The organism is Salmonella sp. SJTUF15570 (genome assembly GCF_043357055.1).
Taxonomy (GTDB): Bacteria; Pseudomonadota; Gammaproteobacteria; order Enterobacterales; family Enterobacteriaceae; genus Salmonella; species Salmonella enterica.
Genome location: NZ_JBEUKJ010000004.1, coordinates 355,514 through 373,709 on the forward strand (window position 1 = coordinate 355,514; position 18,196 = coordinate 373,709).

Below are 18,196 nucleotides of genomic sequence, written 5' to 3' on the forward strand. Positions count from 1 at the left end.
TTATACCTCCTTCGGATTGGCCAGATAACCGGTGGTGTCCCCGGTCGGGCGGCTGTTGGCGTTGGGTTTAATCACAATATTCGGCTTCGTGAAATGCGCGCGCGGCAACGGCGCGACGGCAGCCAGCTCACCGTGTTTTTTGCGCAGTTCGTCTATCGGGCCGAAATCCAGCGCCCGCAGCGGACAGGATTCGACGCAGATCGGTTTCTTGCCTTCCGCCACCCGGTCATAACAGCCGTCGCACTTGGTCATATGACCTTTGGCCTCGTTGTACTGCGGCGCGCCGTACGGGCAGGCCATGTGGCAGTAGCGGCAACCGATACAGACCTCTTCGTTCACCACCACAAAACCGTCATCGCGCTTGTGCATCGCGCCGCTCGGGCAGACTTTGGTACAGGCCGGGTCTTCGCAGTGGTTACAGGAGATGGAGAGATAGTAGGCAAAGACGTTCTGGTGCCAGACGCCATTATCTTCCTGCCAGTCGCCGCCCGCATACTCATAAATGCGGCGGAAGCTGACATCCGGGGTCAAATCTTTGTAGTCCTTGCAGGCCAGTTCGCAGGTTTTGCAACCGGTGCAACGGCTGGAATCAATAAAAAATCCATACTGGGTTGTCATCGGTTACTCCTTACGCCTTTTCAACCTGAACGAGGTTCGTATGTGACGGGTTCCCCTTCGCCAGCGGAGAAGGACGTTGGGTCGTCAGTACGTTAATACATCCGCCCTGATCCACGCGTTTTGCATCCGGGTCATACCATGCGCCTTCTCCCAGGGCGACCACACCCGGCATCATGCGCGGCGTCACTTTAGCCTCGATATGTACTTCGCCGCGATCGTTGAAGATGCGGACTTTATCGCCATTGTTGATACCGCGTTTCTGCGCATCCATTGGGTTAATCCACATTTCCTGGCGACAGGCGGCTTTCAGTACGTCTACGTTGCCATAAGTGGAATGCACACGCGCTTTATAGTGGAAACCCGTCAACTGCAGCGGGAATTTATCCGTTAGCGGATCGTTATAGTTTTCAAAACCTGGCGTGTAGATCGGTAATGGATCGATCACGTCGCCTTCCGGCAGCTCCCAGGTGGCGGCGATATCCGCCAACGCCTGTGAATAGATTTCAATCTTGCCCGATGGCGTTGTAAGTGGATTCGCTTGCGGATCTTCGCGGAAGTCTTTATAGGCGACATGGTGGCCTTCGGGGTCACGCTGTTTGAAGATGCCTTGCTTACGGAACTCCTCAAAGGTGGGCAGATTCGGAATGGATTTACGCGACTGTTCGTACAGATGACGCATCCACTCTTCTTGCGTCCGTCCTTCGGTAAACTGTTGTTCCACGCCAAGACGTTTCGCCAGTTCGCTGGTCATCTCATAAATCGTCTTACACTCGAAGCGCGGTTTAATCGCCTGGTCAGTGAAGATAACGTAAGACATGTTTCCGCAGGAGGCATCCAGCGCAAAGTCCATCTGCTCAGAAGCAGTGCAATCAGGCAACAGAATATCGGCGTATTTTGCCGACGAGGTCATATGACAGTCGATAACGACGATCATTTCGCATTTCTTGTCATCCTGCAGGATTTCGTGGGTGCGGTTAATCTCAGAGTGCTGGTTAATCAAACAGTTGCCAGCATAGTTCCAGATCATTTTGATCGGCACGTCCAGCTTATCTTTCCCCCGCACGCCATCACGCAACGCTGTCATTTCCGGGCCGCGTTCAATGGCATCGGTCCACATAAACATGGAGATGCTGGTTTCAACCGGGTTTTCTAACGTGGGCATACGTTCAAATGGCAGGGCATAAGACCCTTCGCGCGCGCCGCTGTTACCGCCGTTAATCCCAACATTACCCGTCAGGATCGCCAGCATCGAGATGGCGCGCGTGGCGATTTCTCCATTAGCATGACGCTGTGGCCCCCACCCCTGGCAAATATAGGCGGGTTTAGCGCTGCCGATTTCTCGCGCCAGCTTAATAATGCGATCCGCCGGAATACCGGTAATTTGCGCCGCCCACTCCGGCGTCTTCGCAATACCGTCTTTACCCTGGCCCAGAATATAGGCTTTGTAGTGACCGTTTTTCGGCGCGCTGGCAGGCAAGGTTTTTTCGTCATAACCGACGCAATATTTATCCAGGAACGGCTGATCGACCATGTTCTCGGTGATTAAGACATATGCCAGACCATTGACCAGCGCCGCATCGGTACCTGGACGAATCGGAATCCACTCATCTTCGCGACCGGCGCCGGTGTCGGTGTAACGAGGATCGATAATGATCATCCGCGCGTTTGATTTCTGCCGCGCCTGTTCAAGGTAATAGGTTACACCGCCCCCGCTCATGCGGGTTTCGCCAGGGTTATTACCAAACAACACCACCAGCTTACTGTTTTCAATGTCGGATGGACTATTGCCATCCGCCCAGCCGCCATAGGTGTAGTTCAGACCCGCTGCGATTTGCGCGGAAGAGTAATCACCGTAGTGGTTAAGATAACCGCCGCAGCAGTTCATCAGACGAGCGACCAGCGTTTTTCCCGGCGGCCATGAACGTGTCAAAGTGCCGCCCAGCGTACCCGTGCCATAGTTCAGATAAATGGACTCGTTGCCATACTCTTTGATAAGACGCTGCATATTGGTGGCAATGATATCGTAGGCTTCGTCCCAGCTAATACGCTCAAATTTACCTTCGCCGCGCGCGCCGACGCGCTTCATCGGATACTTGAGCCGATCCGGGTTATAGACGCGACGACGCATAGAACGACCGCGCAGGCAGGCGCGAACCTGGTGCAGGCCATCGTAATCATCGTTTCCGGTATTATCCGTTTCAACATATTTGATTTCGCCATCCACAACATGCATACGTAGCGGACAACGGCTGCCACAGTTTACCGTACAGGCGCTCCAGACGACTTTCTCGCCGGTTTTCGCCGGGCTTATTGCCTCTGCGGCGTTAGCGATGCGGGTAAATGGCAGGGTAAATGCGCTACTGGCCATCGCCAGGCCGCCTATCGCGGTGGTTTTGACTAAACCACGACGGCTCACCTCGGCTGCCAGCACGGCATCAGGGATCTTAGTTTTCATAAGGGCTCACTCTGCTGCTCACAATAAAAAAAACAATAAAACGATGTATAGAATTTTATATAGCGATAGCATCGCTATAAAGTCTGATATATATCGAAAAAGTAGAAAAATAGTGTTAAAAACTGACCTTCATTCGAAATCAGTATTACCCCTAATAGGGTAGGGATTATTGTCCGGTATCAAACTGGCATAAAAAAAGCGCCCGAAGGCGCTTTTTAGAAGAGAAGAAAGCGAGGATTAGCCGATATATTCCAGTCCGTTCATGTACGGACGTAATACTTCCGGCACTTCAATGCGGCCATCAGCCTGCTGATAGTTTTCCATCACGGCCACCAGGGTACGACCTACCGCCAGACCAGAACCATTCAGGGTATGGACCAGACGGGTCTTTTTGTCGGACTTGCTGCGACAGCGTGCCTGCATACGACGCGCCTGGAAGTCCCAGACGTTAGAGCAGGAAGAGATCTCGCGGTAGGTATTCTGCGCCGGAACCCAGACTTCGAGGTCATAGGTTTTGCAGGCGCCGAAGCCCATATCGCCAGTGCACAGAATAATTTTACGGTACGGCAGTCCCAGTAGCTGGAGCACTTTTTCCGCGTGACCGGTCATCTCTTCCAACGCAGCCATAGAATCTTCCGGGCGAACGATCTGCACCATTTCCACTTTGTCAAACTGATGCATACGAATCAGGCCACGGGTATCACGGCCATAAGAACCTGCTTCAGAACGGAAACAAGGCGTATGCGCCGTCATTTTAATCGGCAGCTGATCTTCGTCGATGATTTCATCGCGTACCAGATTGGTCAGCGGAACCTCCGCCGTCGGGATCAAAGCATAGTTGCTGCTGTCTGCTTCTTCTTCCAGCGGACGGGTATGGAACAAGTCGCCTGCGAATTTCGGCAGTTGACCGGTGCCATACAGCGTGTCGTGGTTAACCAGATACGGCACGTAGTTTTCGCTATAGCCGTGCTGTTCCGTATGCAGATCCAACATGAACTGCGACAATGCGCGATGCATACGCGCAATCTGTCCTTTCATCACCACAAAACGGGAGCCGGTCAGCTTAACCGCAGCGGCAAAGTCGAGACCGGAGTGCATTTCCCCTAAGGTGACGTGATCGCGGATTTCAAAATCAAACTCACGCGGGGTACCCCAGCGGCTGACTTCAACGTTGTCGTTTTCATCTTTACCTACCGGCACTTCATCCGCAGGCAGGTTTGGGATGGTCAGCGCGATATCGCGGATCTCCGCCAGCAAGGTATCCAGCTCGGCTTTCGCCGCATCCAGCTCTTCGCCCAGTTTATTCACTTCCAGGCGTAAAGGCTCAATATCTTCCCCGCGCGCTTTCGCCTGGCCGATGGATTTCGATCGAGAATTACGCTCCGCCTGCAGGTTTTCCGTGTTGACCTGCAAAACTTTACGACGCTCTTCAAGAGCGCGCAGCTTATCTACATCCAGCTTAAAGCCCCGGCGTGCCAGTTTTTCAGCGACTGCGTCTGGCTCATTACGCAGCAGATTGGGATCGAGCATGCTTATCCTGTGCTTATCGAATAATAAAAGGAAACGCGATCAATTGATGATCGCCTCTGATTGTATTGATGAACGTAAACCGCGTTTACGTAATAGCGACGTTTTCGCCTTACCTGACCGACGACAGCAACAACGCATCCATTGCGCTATACCCGCGGACCTCATAAGCAACGTGCTATCAGGCATAACGAGATTCATCATCAACGCCATGATACCTGGAGCATCATATTTAGAGATAACCTTACCGCAACGTTTACACTAGCGGTAGCGTTTTGTGGGGCTATTTTGATCCTGTTCAGCCAGCCAGGCGAGCTTTTCGCCAATCTTGCCTTCCAGACCACGATTTGTCGGATGATAATAGCGCGTTTGCGCGATTTCCGGCGGGAAGTACACTTCACCCGCAGCATAGGCATTGGGCTCATCGTGGGCATAGCGGTACTCCTGGCCATAGCCCATCTCTTTCATCAGTTTGGTTGGCGCATTACGCAGATGGACAGGAACGTCATAATCAGGACGTTCGCGCGCGTCGGCCAGCGCAGCCTTAAAGGCGGTATAGACGGCGTTGCTCTTCGGCGCGCAGGCGAGATAAACGATAGCCTGCGCGATCGCCCTTTCGCCTTCAGCCGGGCCGACGCGGGTGAAACAATCCCACGCGGCAATGGCGACCTGCATCGCGCGTGGATCGGCATTACCCACATCTTCCGAGGCAATCGCCAGGCAGCGACGCGCCACGTACAGCGGATCGCCTCCCGCGGTAATGATACGGGCATACCAATAGAGGGCGGCATCCGGCGCGCTGCCGCGCACTGATTTATGTAAGGCGGAAATAAGATCGTAGAAGCGATCGCCTTTGTTATCAAAACGCGCGCTGCGCTCGCCGGCGATCTCGGTCAACAAGGCGGGCAATAAAACGCGTTTGCCGCTGTCATCCGCCTCCGCCATATCAGCCATCATTTCCAGCGTATTTAAGGCGCGCCGCGCGTCGCCATTGACCAACTCAGCAATCGCTCGCCGTGTCTTATCCGGTAACACGATATCCTGATCGCCGTAACCACGCGTTTTGTCCTGCATCGCCTGGTCCAGTACTTGCTCGATATCGTCAGTGGTCAACGATTTCAGCAGATAGACCCGCGCTCGCGACAATAGCGCCGAGTTCAGCTCAAAAGAGGGATTTTCCGTGGTCGCGCCGATAAAGGTGATAGTGCCATCTTCGATATGCGGTAAAAAGGCGTCCTGCTGGCTTTTGTTAAAGCGATGCACTTCATCAACAAACAGGATGGTACGGCGTCCGGCATTACGATTCTGGCGGGCGCGCTCAATAGCTTCGCGAATCTCTTTTACCCCAGAAGTGACGGCGGAAATACGCTCGACATCGGCGCTGGCGTAGCGGGCGATCACTTCAGCGAGCGTGGTTTTCCCCGTCCCTGGCGGCCCCCATAAAATCATGGAGTGCAGATGCCCGGCCTCAATAGCGCGAGGCAACGGTTTACCTGCGGCCAGCAAATGCTGCTGGCCGATATACTGCGCTAAATTTTCCGGCCGCATTCGAGCGGCCAGCGGTTGAAACGTATTATCAGAAAAATCGAGCGACAGATTGCTCACTCATCGCCTCTACTTACGTTGGTCGTCTATCGTTACCCCTTGCGGCGGAGTAAACGTAAATTTTGACGGATCAACAGCGCCGTTTTGCTGGGATTTTAGCTGATAGGCGCTACGCTGATCGTCTTGTTCTACAGCGCTAAACTGGTGGATAGTCCCGTCGCGTCCCACATTGATGGTGAACTGTTTCAGATTGCCGTTGCTGGCTTTCGGCGTCAGCACAAAATTATCGCCATCCTGCTTAATATTATATTGCTGCCAGTCGCTGGCCTGGTTGCGGGCAATCAGCATAAACGGTGTATTTCCGGTGGCATCTTTCAACCACGTGGCGGTAGCCTGTTCTACAAACGGGTTATAGAACCATAACGTTTTGCCGTCAGAAACCAGAATACTCTCGTCAGGTTGCGTCATATGCCAGTTGAATAGATTTGGCCGCTTAACCCATAAATCACCCTGTCCCTCCTGCACCGCGGCACCGCTGCCATCGGTGACTTTTTGAGTAAAGGTGGCATGAAAGCTGCTCACTTTATCCAGACGGCTTTTCAGAGAGCTGGCGGCGTCAGCCCATACGCTGCTGGCTACAACGCTTGAAAGTAATGCACAGGCGATTGCCATTTTTTTCATCATTATTCCTCAAGTTTCGACACTCCCGACCAGGAGCTCCTTTTGCTTTCTATTCCAGGCCAAAAATCAGCATGAGGAAAGAAGAAAATACTGAATTTTGTTACCGGATGGCAGCCTGCACAGCGCCATCCGGCTTATAGGTTTACTCAAAAGGCGGCGGAGCCAGCACTTCACGATTACCGTTATGCCCCTGAGCGCTGACAATACCCTGCGCTTCCATCTGTTCGATAATACGCGCCGCACGGTTATAGCCGATGCGGAACTGACGCTGAACGCCGGAAATGGACGCTTTACGCTTCTGGGTGACGAAATTAACGGCCTGATCGAATAGCGCATCTAATTCTTCGCCGCCGTCAAAACCGCCACCGCCACCTTCGCTTTCGCTGTCGGAGGTAATGCCATCCACATATTGCGGACGACCGCGCGCTTTCCAGTCCTGCACCACCGCATGGACTTCCTGGTCACGCACAAACGCCCCATGGACACGTACCGGCATGGTGGAGTTTGGTCCGGAATAGAGCATGTCCCCCATTCCCAATAGCGACTCAGCGCCACCCTGATCAAGAATGGTGCGGGAGTCGATCTTACTGGATACGGTAAAAGCGATACGGGTTGGTATGTTGGCTTTAATTAAACCAGTAATCACATCGACCGACGGACGCTGCGTCGCCAGTACCAGGTGAATCCCCGCGGCGCGCGCTTTCTGCGCCAGACGCGCGATCAGCTCTTCAACTTTTTTACCGACGGTCATCATCAGGTCGGCAAATTCATCAACCAGTACCACGATATACGGCAGTTTTTCCAGAACCGGATGCTGAACATCCATACTGTCGCCCGGCTTCCAGTACGGGTCCGGAATCGGACGCCCCATGCGGGCCGCTTCGGCGATTTTCTCGTTATACCCAGCCAGATTACGCACGCCGAGCGCGGACATCAGCTTATAGCGACGCTCCATCTCATTGACGCTCCAGCGTAACGCGTTAGCCGCGTCTTTCATGTCGGTAACAACTTCTGTCAGCAGATGCGGTATACCTTCATAGACCGAGAGCTCTAACATTTTCGGGTCGATCATGATAAAGCGAACGTCTTCCGGCTGCGCTTTATACAGCATACTGAGGATCATGGCGTTAACCCCGACCGACTTACCGGAACCGGTCGTACCGGCCACCAGCAGGTGAGGCATTTTCGCCAGATCCGCCACTACCGGATCGCCCGCGATATCCTTACCTAACACCACGGTAAGCGGCGACGGATTCTCGCGGAATTTAGCGTTATCCAACACTTCGCGCAGATAAACGGTTTGCCGTTTCTTGTTCGGCAATTCCAACCCTACGTAAGGTTTGCCTGGAATGACTTCCACAACACGTACGGCTACCGTTGACAAGGAGCGCGCCAGATCCCGGGAAAGGTTGGAGATACGCGCCGCTTTAACGCCCGGGGCCAGATTCAGTTCAAAGCGAGTAATGACCGGGCCTGGCGAATAGTTCACCACATCAGCTTTAATGCGGAAATCCGCCAGGCGCGCTTCAACCAGACGCGCCATTTGTTCCAGCGCAAAGGTATCTACCGGTTCAACTTCGCTCGGCGGCGGCGTCAGAAGATCTAACGAAGGCAGCGGCGTCGTCGGACGCTGTAATGGACGACTGTCGCCGTTACGCATCAACAGCGGGTGGATCAGGCTGTCTTGCGGCGCTGTCGGCTGTTGCGGCTGCTGATACTGTGGTTGCGGCGCTACCGGCTGTTGCGGCTGCTGGTACTGCGGCTGCGGCGCTACCGGCTGTTGCGGCTGCTGATACTGTGGCTGCGGCGCTACCGGCTGTTGCGGCTGCTGATACTGCGGCTGCGGCGCTACCGGCTGTTGCGGCTGCTGATATTGCGGCTGCGGCGCTACCGGCTGCTGCGACTGCTGATACTGCGGCTGCGGCGCTACCGGCTGTTGCGGCTGCTGATACTGCGGCTGCGGTGCTACCGGCTGCTGCGGCTGCTGATACTGCGGCTGCGGCGCTACCGGCTGTTGCGGCTGCTGGTACTGTGGCTGCGGCTGCGGCGCTACCGGTTGCTGAACAGGCGTTGACTCGGGCATGACACCCGGCGTGAACAGCGGTTCGTGCGGACCTTCATCAACCAATACTTTCATTGGCGAGAAATCCAGATCGTCCAGTGAGAACGGCTGCGCGCCAGCGGGTTGCTCGCCGGAATAGCGCTGCTGTTGCGAAGCGGCAAACTGGCGGGCTAATTCAGCTTCCGCAGCGGTATCGTCATCTTCTGCCTGTTGAGTATCGTGCTGATACGTCTCACCATAACGATGCTGCTGCGACTGCGCAAACTGACGGGCTAACTCGTCCTGATGCATTGCATCTATTTCTTCATCGGTTAGCTGCACGCCCGTCTCGTACTGATTGCGCTCCGCCTCGCGGGCTTTTTCTTCTGCAATCCTCTGTGACGGCAGCTTAATACCGTACGACGCCAGTTCCCGTCGGGTCGGCACGCGAACGCGGTTCGGACGCGGCAGTTGTGGACCAATTCCCTCTTTCACCTGCGGACGCGGCGCGCCGCCGGTAGCCAGACCAAATGCAGGCGCCGCGGCCGCGGCGCCTGCTGCCAGGGCGCCACTCTTAATACCTGCGTCAAGCGACGCGGCGGCGGCTACCGCTTCCACTGGCGGTATGGACGGCGCGACAGATACCGTAGGTTTGACCGGCACGTTCTCTTTTACCGGCTCCGGAATCGGTTGATACCATGCCGCCAGTTGTTCGCGTTCACGGGCGCGTTTCTCTTCCACCTCTTCAAAATAGTAAAGCGGAGGACGGGCGGGTCTGGTCTCTTCTATGCCAGGTTCAGGCTCGGTGGTAACCGGCTGTTCGATAACCGGCGGCGGCATGTGGGAAGGTTCAGCCGCTATCGGCTCCGGCTGATAAACCGGCGTCGGCTGATGGGTCGGCTCCGGCTGCCAGTGTTGTTCGGCATCCGGCGCCTGCCATTGCGGCTGTGTTTCCTGCGGCGCAAGAGAGTCATATTCTGCTGCGGTCGCTGGCGTCGCGGCGTATTGCGGCGCGGAAGCGACAGGCACAGGTTGCTGCCACGGCGCACTTTGCGCCTCCTGCGGTTGAGCATATTGCGGATGCGGCTGATACCCCTCCGGCGCAGGCGCGATAACCGGTTCGCCGGTTTGCGGCCCCGGTACGGGCTGCCACTCCACGGTCGGTTGCGCGACAACCGGCTCAGCCCCCGGCATGGGCGGCGTTTGCATTATGGGATCGGCGGACGCTGCCCACGTCTGGGTGACGGCGGTTGCAGCCGCAGCGGCGGCGACCGGTTCGGTGACAGAATGGCCGTTTAACAGCGGATCATATTCATCATATTCCGGCTGCGTCGCACGGTTGCCCGAAAACAGAACGTCGTCGGGATCGGCAGCGACGCCGCGCGCGCTATACTGAATGTCCTCGTCATCATCCATCCGTTTGCCGGAAAAGAGCGCGGCATCGGTCTGACGGCCCCGTGGATTGCTGAATTTTTCAGCCAGTCGCTTACGACGCGCCAACGCGCCGCGCAAAATACGCGCCCGGCGAGATTCACGCTGCACGCCGTCGGTTTCTTCATCGTATTCGTCATCATACTCTTCGTCGTCAACCCACGTATCATCACGCCGGGTACGGTTGCTGGCGAAGGTCAGTATATTAAGCAGCCAGCCGCCTAATTTTTCGGCGATACTGACCCAGGACCAGCCGGTAAAGAGCGTCAGCCCGGCAGCCCAAATACAGAGAAGCATTATCGTTCCGCCGCTACTATGCAACAACGGCTGCAGCGTGGTGCTTAACAGGCTGCCAATTACGCCGCCGGAGGCGAAATACCAGATATCGTCGGCATTAATGGCCGCCAGACCGCAGGAAGTGAGAATCAGCGCCAGCACGCCGATAAGGCGTAGCGACACAGCAAAATAGTCGATGTAATCATCCGTAGACTGATGACGCCACGCAAACCAACACCCGCCGACAATAATGACAGGGATGGTGTAGGCCATTACGCCAAAAATAAAGAACAGTGTATCGGCCAGCCACGCGCCCGGCGCGCCGCCTAAATTATGGATGGGTTCATGCCAGGCGGTTTGCGACCAACTGGGGTCCGAAGGGTTAAAGCTCAACAAGGCCGCCATCAACCAGACGGCAAAAAGGGCAATAAGTATCAACAACGCTTCCAGAAGTCGGCGCCCGCTGCTTAACTTCGTCAATGTGACGTCTTTGTCTTCAGTATATTCCTGGCTCAAAAAAGGCTCTCCAGGTTCCAGGCTTTTCCCGCCCGATGCTAAAACGGACAACAGCACCGGGTTGCCCCGGCACTGTTGCTGTATGGATTAACAGGAGTGTAATCAAACTACAGCGATTTTGCACCTGTTCCGTGTTAGCGTGTCTTAATAACCAGACGATTACTCTGTTTTACCTCTTCCATCACTACGTAAGTTCGGGTGTCGTTCACACCTGGCAAGCGCAGCAACGTCTCTCCCAATAGTTTTCGATACGCTGACATATCCGGTACACGGGTTTTCAACAGGTAGTCGAAATCGCCGGAAACCAAATGACACTCCTGAATCTCTTCAAGCTTTTGCACGGCGGCATTAAACTGTTCAAACACATCCGGCGCGCCGCGATTTAAGGTAATCTCAACGAATACCAGAAGTGACGCATCCAGATAATGCGGGTTCAACAGCGCCGTATAGCCCTGGATAAACCCCTGTCGCTCCAGCCGACGCACACGCTCAAGGCAAGGTGTCGGCGAAAGTCCTACTCGTTTAGAAAGCTCGACGTTGGAAATACGCCCATCCTTTTGCAGTTCATTAAGAATGTTACGATCGATACGGTCGAGATCTTTGCCAGGGCGCTTCTTGCTATCTACCATTATTATTGTCTCTCTGTATTCCTTCCCTACTCCTGCCTGACTCTACTCACATCACTGTTCAGAGTCGCTGCCCATCACAATAGACCGAAACCCAGAGGGATTAACGGCGCGCAATGCCTGGTCTATGGTGAGAAGACCGTTGCCTCGCGGCAGCTATCGACATCACGAATGGCGTCTGTCCACGCCATGCGTAGATTTCACTAGCCCGGTAAACATGGTATTTACATGCATGATTATGCAGCACATACATAACACAGTTTTTTTCTTCCTCGAATGTTTTCGCAAAACAGCAGGTGATTGTCAAAGCAAAACATCGATTTTTAGTACAACATGCCAGTTATTCATTAGAGAGGGCGGTAAACTGTCATTTCGTCACCTTATAAGTTACCGATTTTAATTAAAGTTTGTGATGATAACGTCGCTGTCGCGGTCGTTCATCGGTTCATGCTATTACACATATTGTTAACAAAATCGTTATGCTCTTTTTTTACGTCTGTAAATTCCCTACAATTCTGCTCATTGTCTGCCAACAACTATGGGGATCTCATGGGCACGACCAAACACAGTAAGCTGCTTATTCTGGGCTCAGGACCGGCGGGATATACCGCGGCGGTGTATGCCGCACGCGCAAATTTACAGCCGGTACTTATTACCGGTATGGAAAAAGGCGGTCAACTGACTACCACGACGGAAGTGGAAAACTGGCCCGGCGATCCAAACGATTTGACCGGCCCGCTGCTAATGGAACGCATGCATGAACATGCGGCAAAATTTGAAACCGAGATAATCTTTGATCACATCAACAAAGTGGATCTGCAAAATCGTCCGTTCCGTCTGACAGGTGACAGCGCAGAGTACACTTGTGATGCGTTGATCATTGCGACCGGCGCTTCCGCGCGCTATCTGGGGCTGCCATCGGAAGAAGCCTTTAAAGGGCGCGGCGTTTCCGCCTGCGCAACCTGCGACGGTTTCTTCTACCGCAACCAGAAAGTGGCGGTGATCGGCGGCGGCAACACCGCGGTTGAAGAAGCGCTTTATCTGTCCAACATCGCTTCGGAAGTGCACCTTATCCATCGCCGTGACGGTTTCCGCGCTGAAAAAATCCTCATTAAGCGCCTGATGGATAAAGTCGAAAATGGCAATATCATCCTGCACACCAACCGGACGCTGGAAGAAGTGACCGGCGATCAGATGGGCGTTACTGGTCTGCGTCTTCGCGACACGCAGCAGAGCGATAATATCGAGACGCTGGACATCGCCGGACTTTTCGTAGCCATCGGTCATAGCCCAAACACGGCGCTCTTCGAAGGCCAGCTTGAGCTGGAAAATGGTTATATCAAAGTTCAGTCCGGCACCCATGGCAACGCCACACAAACCAGCATCCCTGGCGTATTCGCGGCGGGTGACGTCATGGATCATATTTACCGTCAGGCGATCACCTCTGCAGGTACGGGCTGTATGGCGGCGCTGGATGCTGAACGCTATCTCGATGGTCTGGCCGACGCGAGCAAATAGTTTTTACAAATCAGTAACAAAAGTAAAAAAGGCGACTATAAGTCGCCTTTATTTTTGCGTCGTTGTAACATTGCCCTGCCTGAAATTCCAATAACTCACCTGCTAAGCGTGCAATGAATAAAACCCGTCAAAAAGAGCTGACCCGCTGGTTAAAACAGCAAAGCGTAATCTCCCAACGGTGGTTGAATATTTCCCGCCTGTTGGGGTTCATGAGTGGCGTATTAATTGTCGCTCAGGCCTGGATCATGGCGCGTATCCTGCAACATATGATCATGGAGAACATTCCACGGGAAGCGCTGTTGCTCCCTTTTATCCTGCTGATACTGGTCTTTGTCCTCCGCGCCTGGGTGGTGTGGTTGCGCGAGCGCGTCGGTTTTCATGCCGGACAGCATATTCGCTTTGAGATCCGCCGTCAGGTTTTGGATCGTCTGCAGCAAGCCGGCCCAGCCTGGATTCAGGGCAAGCCCGCCGGTAGCTGGGCGACGCTGGTGTTGGAGCAGATTGACGATATGCATGACTATTATGCGCGCTATCTGCCGCAAATGGCGCTTGCCGTTTGCGTACCGCTCTTAATCGTGGCGGCGATTTTCCCGTCAAACTGGGCGGCGGCGCTGATTCTGCTGGGCACCGCCCCGCTCATTCCCCTATTTATGGCGATGGTAGGAATGGGCGCGGCTGACGCCAACCGCCGCAATTTCCTGGCGCTTGCCCGGCTAAGCGGCCATTTTCTTGACCGTCTGCGCGGGATGGAAACGCTGCGAATTTTCGGTCGTGGAGAAGCGGAAACCGAGAGCATTCGCGCAGCATCGCAGGATTTTCGTCAGCGCACAATGGAAGTTCTGCGCCTCGCCTTTTTATCTTCCGGCGTACTGGAGTTTTTCACCTCGCTTTCTATTGCGCTGGTCGCCGTTTATTTTGGCTTCTCTTACCTGGGCGAGCTGAACTTTGGTCATTACGGTACCGGTGTGACGCTCGCCGCCGGGTTCCTCGCCTTGATCCTCGCGCCGGAGTTTTTCCAGCCATTACGCGACCTCGGCACGTTTTACCATGCTAAGGCGCAGGCGGTTGGCGCGGCGGATAGTCTGAAGACGTTTCTGGAAACACCCCTCGCCCACCCGGCGCGCGGCGAAGTTGAGCTGGCGGAAAACGAACCTGTAACCATTGACGCAGTCAATCTTATTATCACCTCGCCAGAAGGCAAAACGCTTGCCGGGCCGCTGAATTTCTCATTAGCGGCAGGAGAACGCGCCGTCCTGGTAGGACGCAGCGGTTCCGGTAAAAGCTCTCTGTTGAATGTATTATCCGGTTTTCTCTCCTATCAGGGCTCTTTGCGTATTAACGGTGTCGAGCTTCGCGATCTCTCGCCGGAATCCTGGCGCCAGCATCTCTCCTGGGTTGGACAAAACCCGCAATTACCTGCGGCGACGCTACGCGAAAATGTATTACTGGCGCGCCCGGACGCCAGCGAGCAGGAACTTTATGCCGCGCTTGACGCCGCATGGGTAAGCGAGTTTTTACCGCTGCTGCCGCAAGGAGTAGACACCCCGCTCGGCAATCATGCCAGCAGACTTTCCGTCGGCCAGGCACAGCGTGTAGCGGTCGCCCGTGCGCTACTTAATCCCTGTCAACTGCTACTGCTGGATGAACCGGCGGCAAGCCTGGACGCTCACAGCGAGCAACGCGTCATGCAGGCGTTAAAAGCGGCGTCAAAACGCCAGACCACATTAATGGTGACGCATCAGTTGGAAGATCTCGCCGACTGGGACGCTATCTGGGTTATGCAAGATGGCGCGATTGTCGAACAAGGCAGTTATGCCGAACTCAGCGCCGCCAACGGCGCTTTTGCGACGTTATTGGCTCACCGTCAGGAGGATATTTAAATGCGCGCGCTACTCCCTTATCTGACGCTCTATAAACGCCATAAATGGATGCTAACGCTGGGAATTGCGCTGGCAATCCTGACCCTGCTTGCCAGTATCGGGCTGCTGACGCTTTCCGGCTGGTTCCTGTCCGCGTCCGCTATCGCAGGCTTCGCGGGAATTTACAGTTTTAACTATATGCTCCCGGCAGCCGGCGTGCGCGGCGCGGCCATTACCCGTACCGCTGGTCGTTATTTTGAACGTCTGGTAAGTCATGACGCCACGTTCCGCGTACTGCAACATCTGCGTATTTATACCTTTAGCAAACTTCTACCACTCTCCCCCGCGGGTCTGGCGCGTTATCAGCAAGGTGAACTGCTGAACCGCATCGTTGCCGACGTCGACACGCTGGACCATCTCTATTTGCGCGTCATCTCCCCGCTGGTCGGCGCTTTTGTAGTGATTATGATTGTCACCCTGGGGCTTAGCGTTCTCGACGTGACGCTGGCGATCACGCTGGGCGGCATTATGCTGTTGACGCTGTTTATTATGCCGCCGGTGTTTTATCGCGCCGGCAAAAATACCGGCCAAAATCTGACGCATCTACGAGGTCAGTATCGCCAGCAGCTCACGTCATGGTTACAGGGCCAGGCGGAACTCACCATTTTTGGCGCCAGCAAACGCTATCGGGCGCAAATGGAAGCCACCGAATTACAATGGCATGAGGCCCAACGCCGACAGTCTGAACTGACCGCCTTATCGCAGGCGTTAATGCTGCTGATTGGCGCGCTGGCGGTGATGTTAATGTTGTGGATGGCCTCCGGCGGCGTTGGCGGCAATACGCAGCCCGGCGCGCTCATCGCGCTGTTTGTCTTCTGCGCGCTGGCGGCTTTCGAGGCGCTTGCGCCCGTTACCGGCGCATTCCAGCATCTGGGGCAGGTTATCGCCTCTGCGCTTCGTATCACTGAATTAACGGAGCAAAAACCGGAGGTGACCTTTCCACAGGCAGAAACTCCCGCGCCGGAAAAGGTCACACTCACCCTGCGGGACGTTTCGTTTCGTTATCCCGACCAGCCGATTAATGCGCTCAATGCCCTCTCATTACAGGCTAATCCTGGCGAGCATGTCGCTATTCTGGGGCGTACCGGCTGCGGAAAATCAACGCTGTTGCAGCTACTCACCCGCGCCTGGGACCCGCAACAAGGCGAAATTCTGCTCAACGATCTTCCGCTATCCTCGCTGAGCGAATCCGCCTTACGCCGGACTATCAGCGTGGTGCCGCAGCGTGTCCACCTGTTCAGCGCCACGCTGCGTAATAATTTATTACTGGCGGCGCCCAATGCCAGCGACGAAGCCCTTTCCGACATGCTGCGTCGCGTCGGCCTCGAAAATCTGCTCGAAGATAGTGGGCTTAATAGCTGGCTCGGCGAAGGCGGTCGCCTGCTATCCGGCGGCGAACTTCGTCGTCTGGCCATCGCCCGCGCGCTGTTGCATGATGCTCCGTTAATGCTGTTGGATGAGCCCACTGAGGGGCTGGATGCGACCACCGAGAGCGAAATGCTGGAATTACTTGCCGATGTGATGCGCGAGAAAACCGTCCTGATGGTGACGCACCGTTTGCGCGGCCTGGCCCGTTTTGATCAAATCATCGTAATGGACGACGGGCGCATCATTGAGCAAGGCACTCATGCAGAATTGTTAGCCGGACAAGGACGCTATTATCAGTTTAAACAACGTCTGTAAGCTATTATTGAACGATCCGACTTGCGTACTGGAGTTTCGCCGTCATGCGTCTGGTTCAGCTTTCCCGACATTCTATCGCTTTCCCTTCGCCGGAAGGCGCTTTACGCGAGCCTAACGGTTTACTGGCGCTGGGCGGCGATCTCAGCCCTGCCCGGTTGTTAATGGCCTACCAGCACGGGATTTTCCCGTGGTTTTCGCCGGGCGACCCGATCCTGTGGTGGTCGCCCGATCCGCGCGCCGTGCTGTGGCCTGAAAAGTTTCACCTCAGTCGCAGCATGAAGCGCTTTCACAACGCATCCCCTTACCGCGTGACGCTCAATTACGCTTTCGACCGGGTCATTGATGGATGCGCCAATCACCGTGACGAAGGCACCTGGATAACGCGTGGTATTGAGGAAGCCTATCGCCGATTACATGAATTGGGCCACGCGCACTCCATTGAAGTGTGGCGCGATCGGGAACTGGTCGGCGGGATGTATGGCGTCTCGCAGGGGGCGCTGTTTTGCGGCGAATCGATGTTTAGCCGCCAGGAGAATGCCTCCAAAACCGCACTGCTGGTTTTTTGCGCTGAATTTACCCGTCACGGCGGTAAACTTATTGATTGTCAGGTACTTAATAGTCATACCGCCTCGCTCGGCGCCATTGAAATTCCACGTCGTGACTACCTCGATCACCTCGCGGCCTTACGCCAACAGCCGCTGGCCTCCCGTTTTTGGGTGCCGCGGACATTATTTTTGCCCCGGAAGTGAATGTTTTCGGCACATTTTTTATTGGGGTGTTATAATTGCTGCCGCAGAATTGGTTTAGCTCATTATCCCGCAGCCCGTTGTCAGGTAACGCCCATCGTTTATTTCACCGTTCCCTTATATGTTGCGCTTATGTCGATACATCAGGCGGTAGTATCAGGGAAAAGGTGTATAACGCGGCGTTGTCGTGTGTCGCGGAATCATGTGCTAAACCTGGTTTGCTGTGTTTTAAACGCACAAATCTTTACTTATCAAAAGAAGTTCGGCATTATCTTGCCGGTTCAAATTATGGTAGTGATACCCCAGAGGATTAGATGGCCAAAGAAGACAATATTGAAATGCAAGGTACCGTTCTCGAAACGTTACCTAATACCATGTTCCGCGTAGAGTTAGAAAACGGTCACGTGGTTACTGCACACATCTCCGGTAAAATGCGTAAGAACTACATCCGCATCCTGACGGGCGACAAAGTGACCGTTGAGCTGACCCCGTACGACCTGAGCAAAGGCCGCATTGTCTTCCGTAGTCGCTAATTGTCTCCTCACGCCCTGAAGGGCGGCTGGATAAAAGGTCGGTTTAACCGGCCTTTTTTGCGTCCATTAAGTCGATGAATG

The 18,196-nt window shown here is 54.7% G+C and carries 13 protein-coding genes; 6 read left to right on the forward strand and 7 right to left on the reverse strand.

From position 1 onward, the window contains the following. From dmsB to lrp, 7 genes are all read right to left on the reverse strand, one after another. Entirely contained in the window at positions 1 to 618 is a 618-nt protein-coding gene (gene dmsB, locus ABVN44_RS10485) for a dimethylsulfoxide reductase iron-sulfur subunit DmsB (protein ID WP_000213073.1), read from the reverse strand. Between the two features lie 10 nt (positions 619 to 628). Then, positions 629 to 3,073, reverse strand: a complete 2,445-nt coding sequence (gene dmsA / locus ABVN44_RS10490; protein WP_000850250.1) for a dimethylsulfoxide reductase subunit A — start codon at positions 3,071 to 3,073, stop codon at positions 629 to 631. A 237-nt stretch (positions 3,074 to 3,310) separates the two neighbouring features. Continuing rightward, entirely contained in the window at positions 3,311 to 4,603 is a 1,293-nt protein-coding gene (gene serS, locus ABVN44_RS10495) for a serine--tRNA ligase (protein WP_000886697.1), read from the reverse strand. Between the two features lie 258 nt (positions 4,604 to 4,861). Next, positions 4,862 to 6,205: a replication-associated recombination protein RarA gene (gene rarA, locus ABVN44_RS10500; protein ID WP_023232101.1), complete on the reverse strand. Its 1,344-nt coding sequence runs from the start codon at positions 6,203 to 6,205 to the stop codon at positions 4,862 to 4,864. A 9-nt stretch (positions 6,206 to 6,214) separates the two neighbouring features. Beyond that, entirely contained in the window at positions 6,215 to 6,826 is a 612-nt protein-coding gene (lolA, locus tag ABVN44_RS10505; RefSeq protein ID WP_001519746.1) for an outer membrane lipoprotein chaperone LolA, read from the reverse strand. A 142-nt stretch (positions 6,827 to 6,968) separates the two neighbouring features. Continuing rightward, entirely contained in the window at positions 6,969 to 11,090 is a 4,122-nt protein-coding gene (gene ftsK, locus ABVN44_RS10510) for a DNA translocase FtsK (RefSeq protein WP_048348889.1), read from the reverse strand. Between the two features lie 134 nt (positions 11,091 to 11,224). Beyond that, positions 11,225 to 11,719, reverse strand: a complete 495-nt coding sequence (gene lrp, locus ABVN44_RS10515) for a leucine-responsive transcriptional regulator Lrp (protein ID WP_000228469.1) — start codon at positions 11,717 to 11,719, stop codon at positions 11,225 to 11,227. Positions 11,720 to 12,265: 546 nt separating this feature from the next. Here lrp and trxB point away from each other — a divergent pair. The 6 genes from trxB to infA all read left to right on the forward strand — a co-directional run bounded on the left by trxB (position 12,266) and on the right by infA (position 18,115). Continuing rightward, positions 12,266 to 13,234 (forward strand): thioredoxin-disulfide reductase, encoded by a 969-nt coding sequence (gene trxB / locus ABVN44_RS10520; RefSeq protein WP_000537406.1) that lies wholly within the window; start codon positions 12,266 to 12,268, stop codon positions 13,232 to 13,234. A 113-nt stretch (positions 13,235 to 13,347) separates the two neighbouring features. Next, on the forward strand, positions 13,348 to 15,114 hold the full coding sequence (gene cydD, locus ABVN44_RS10525) for a cysteine/glutathione ABC transporter permease/ATP-binding protein CydD (protein ID WP_001044541.1): 1,767 nt from the start codon (positions 13,348 to 13,350) through the stop codon (positions 15,112 to 15,114). Continuing rightward, complete coding sequence (gene cydC, locus ABVN44_RS10530) at positions 15,115 to 16,836, forward strand: cysteine/glutathione ABC transporter ATP-binding protein/permease CydC (RefSeq protein WP_023231715.1); 1,722 nt, start codon at positions 15,115 to 15,117, stop codon at positions 16,834 to 16,836. Positions 16,837 to 16,880: 44 nt separating this feature from the next. Further along, a complete protein-coding gene (gene aat / locus ABVN44_RS10535) occupies positions 16,881 to 17,585 on the forward strand; it encodes a leucyl/phenylalanyl-tRNA--protein transferase (protein ID WP_001241650.1) in 705 nt (234 codons plus the stop codon). Continuing rightward, positions 17,586 to 17,969, forward strand: a complete 384-nt coding sequence (locus ABVN44_RS10540) for a membrane protein (protein ID WP_001539595.1) — start codon at positions 17,586 to 17,588, stop codon at positions 17,967 to 17,969. It abuts the gene before it with no gap. Continuing rightward, entirely contained in the window at positions 17,897 to 18,115 is a 219-nt protein-coding gene (gene infA / locus ABVN44_RS10545; RefSeq protein ID WP_001040187.1) for a translation initiation factor IF-1, read from the forward strand. Before ABVN44_RS10540 ends, infA begins: the two co-directional genes overlap by 73 nt. Positions 18,116 to 18,196 lie beyond the last annotated feature (81 nt).

Coding starts and splice junctions, on each gene's coding strand:
- dmsB (WP_000213073.1), bottom strand. CDS start 618: ATGACAACCCAGTATGGATTTTTTATTGATTCCAGCCGTTGCACCGGT.
- dmsA (WP_000850250.1), bottom strand. CDS start 3,073: ATGAAAACTAAGATCCCTGATGCCGTGCTGGCAGCCGAGGTGAGCCGT.
- serS (WP_000886697.1), bottom strand. CDS start 4,603: ATGCTCGATCCCAATCTGCTGCGTAATGAGCCAGACGCAGTCGCTGAA.
- lolA (WP_001519746.1), bottom strand. CDS start 6,826: ATGAAAAAAATGGCAATCGCCTGTGCATTACTTTCAAGCGTTGTAGCC.
- lrp (WP_000228469.1), bottom strand. CDS start 11,719: ATGGTAGATAGCAAGAAGCGCCCTGGCAAAGATCTCGACCGTATCGAT.
- trxB (WP_000537406.1), top strand. CDS start 12,266: ATGGGCACGACCAAACACAGTAAGCTGCTTATTCTGGGCTCAGGACCG.
- cydD (WP_001044541.1), top strand. CDS start 13,348: ATGAATAAAACCCGTCAAAAAGAGCTGACCCGCTGGTTAAAACAGCAA.
- cydC (WP_023231715.1), top strand. CDS start 15,115: ATGCGCGCGCTACTCCCTTATCTGACGCTCTATAAACGCCATAAATGG.
- aat (WP_001241650.1), top strand. CDS start 16,881: ATGCGTCTGGTTCAGCTTTCCCGACATTCTATCGCTTTCCCTTCGCCG.
- ABVN44_RS10540 (WP_001539595.1), top strand. CDS start 17,586: ATGTTTTCGGCACATTTTTTATTGGGGTGTTATAATTGCTGCCGCAGA.
- infA (WP_001040187.1), top strand. CDS start 17,897: ATGGCCAAAGAAGACAATATTGAAATGCAAGGTACCGTTCTCGAAACG.